Below are 2,431 nucleotides of genomic sequence, written 5' to 3'. Positions count from 1 at the left end.
CAGGTAGCCCGCGTGCGGGCTACCTGGCCACGCGCGACGAGTACAAGCGCAGCATGGCGGGCCGCCTCGCCGGCGTCACCATCGACGCCCAGGGCAACCCCGCGTTCCGCCTCGCGCTGCAGACGCGCGAGCAGCACATCCGCCGCGAAAAAGCGACGTCGAACATCTGCACGGCGCAGGTCCTGCTGGCCGTGATGGCCTCGATGTACGCCGTCTACCACGGCCCGCAAGGCCTGGAACAGATCGCCCGCCGCGTGCACCGCTACACCGGCATCCTCGCCACCGCGCTGAAGGGCCTCGGCTTCCAGCTGGCCAATGAATCGTATTTCGACACGATCACCGTCATCGCCGACAACGCCGACGACATCCACCGCGTGGCCAACGACCACGGCGTCAACCTGCGCCGCATCGATGCGCGCCACGTGGGCATCTCGCTGGACGAGACGATAGGCCGCGACGACATCGCCCTGCTGGTGCAAATCTTCGGCGGCGCCGACGTCGATTTCGACACGCTGGACAAGGACGCGCAGGACGCCTACCCGGCCGCGCTGGCCCGCACGAGCGCCTACCTGACGCACCCGACGTTCAACCGCTACCACGCCGAGCACGAGATGCTGCGCTACCTGCGCGCGCTGGCCGACAAGGACCTGGCGCTCGACCGCACGATGATTCCGCTGGGTTCGTGCACGATGAAGCTGAACGCGACGTCCGAGATGATCCCGGTGACGTGGCCGGAATTCTCGAACATCCACCCGTTCGCGCCGGATGAGCAGACCGTCGGCTACCGCGAGATGATCGGCCAGCTGGAAGCGATGCTGTGCGCCGTCACGGGCTACGCCGGCGTGTCGCTGCAGCCGAACGCCGGCTCGCAGGGCGAGTACGCGGGCCTGCTGATCATCCAGAAGTACCACCAGTCGCGCGGCGAAGGCCACCGCAACATCTGCCTGATCCCGTCGTCGGCGCACGGCACCAACCCGGCGTCGGCCAACATGGTGGGCATGAAGGTCGTCGTGACCGCGTGCGACGCCAACGGCAACGTGGACCTCGCCGACCTGAAGAAGAAGGCCGAGGAACACAGCGCCAACCTGGCGTGCGTCATGGTCACCTACCCGTCCACGCACGGCGTGTTCGAGGAAGGCATCAAGGAACTGTGCGAGATCGTGCACGCGCACGGCGGCCAGGTGTATGTCGACGGCGCCAACATGAACGCGCTGGTGGGCGTCGCCGGTCCGGGCCTGTTCGGCGGCGACGTCAGCCACCTGAACCTGCACAAGACCTTCTGCATCCCGCACGGCGGCGGCGGTCCCGGCGTCGGTCCGGTGGCCGTGGCCGAACACCTCGTGCCGTTCCTGCCGAACCAGGCCTCGACGGGTTACCAGCGGAACGAAGCCGGCATCGGCGCCGTCAGCTCGGCCGCCTACGGCTCGGCATCGATCCTGCCGATCTCGTGGATGTACATCGCGATGATGGGCGCGGATGGCCTGACGGCGGCGACGGAGACGGCGATCCTGAACGCCAACTACATCGCGCGCCGCCTGGCGCCGCACTACCCGGTGCTGTACACGGGCCACGACGGCCTCGTCGCGCACGAGTGCATCATCGACCTGCGCCCGCTGCAGGATGCCACCGGCATCAGCAACGAAGACGTGGCCAAGCGCCTGATGGACTTCGGCTTCCACGCGCCGACCATGAGCTTCCCGGTGCCGGGCACGCTGATGATCGAGCCGACCGAGTCGGAATCGAAGGCGGAGCTGGACCGCTTCATCGAAGCGATGATCTGCATCCACGCGGAGATCGTGAAAGTGGAGCGCGGCGAGTACGACCGCATGGACAACCCGCTGAAGGGCGCGCCGCACACCGCGGAAGTCGTCACGTCGGACGACTGGCAGCACACCTATTCGCGCGAAGTGGCCGCCTTCCCGGTGCCGTCGCTGCGCAAGAAGAAGTACTGGCCGCCGGTCGGCCGCGCGGACAACGCGTATGGCGACCGTAACCTGTTCTGCGGCTGCGCACCCATCGAAGACTACGAGTGACCTGCCGCGCGGGCACGATTCATTTGAGGCCCCCGGCCTCGAATGCCCGCCCTACGTAGGATGGGCGGCCTCCGCCCACGCGTAACGCCGCGGTATTCAGCGATTCTTGCCCCGGCTGGATGCCAGCCGGAGGTAAGAACGCCCGGCCCTGCCGGGACGCAGCATATGCGTCCCTGGCGGGGCCGTTTCATTGGAGCCCTGCACGGCCTCGTCGAGCCGGAACACGGCCACCGTGCGCGCCAGGCCCAGCGCCTGCTGCTGCAGCGCGCGCGCGGCCAGCGCCGCTTCTTCCACCATGCGCGAACCCTGTTGCGTGAGTTCGTCCATGCGCACGATCGCCTGGGCCTGGCGCGCACGGTGGCCGTGTTCCGGCTCGACGAGGCCGTGCAGGGCTCCAA

1 protein-coding gene and 1 pseudogene are annotated in these 2,431 nt (G+C 68.1%); one reads left to right on the top strand and one right to left on the bottom strand.

Translation table 11 applies throughout. From position 1 onward, the window contains the following. Positions 1–2,033: aminomethyl-transferring glycine dehydrogenase (gene gcvP / locus ACEN88_RS29400; protein ID WP_413345386.1), on the top strand; the 2,033-nt coding region annotated here is incomplete at its 5' end. 96 nt (positions 2,034–2,129) lie between these two features. Here gcvP and ACEN88_RS29395 read toward each other — a convergent pair. Continuing rightward, positions 2,130–2,431, bottom strand: a pseudogene (locus ACEN88_RS29395) (hypothetical protein); the annotation flags it as partial.

Source organism: Massilia sp. CT11-108 (assembly GCF_047302915.1).
GTDB lineage: Bacteria > Pseudomonadota > Gammaproteobacteria > Burkholderiales > Burkholderiaceae_D > Telluria > Telluria orientalis.
This window is presented reverse-complemented; position numbering and strand designations above follow the sequence as displayed.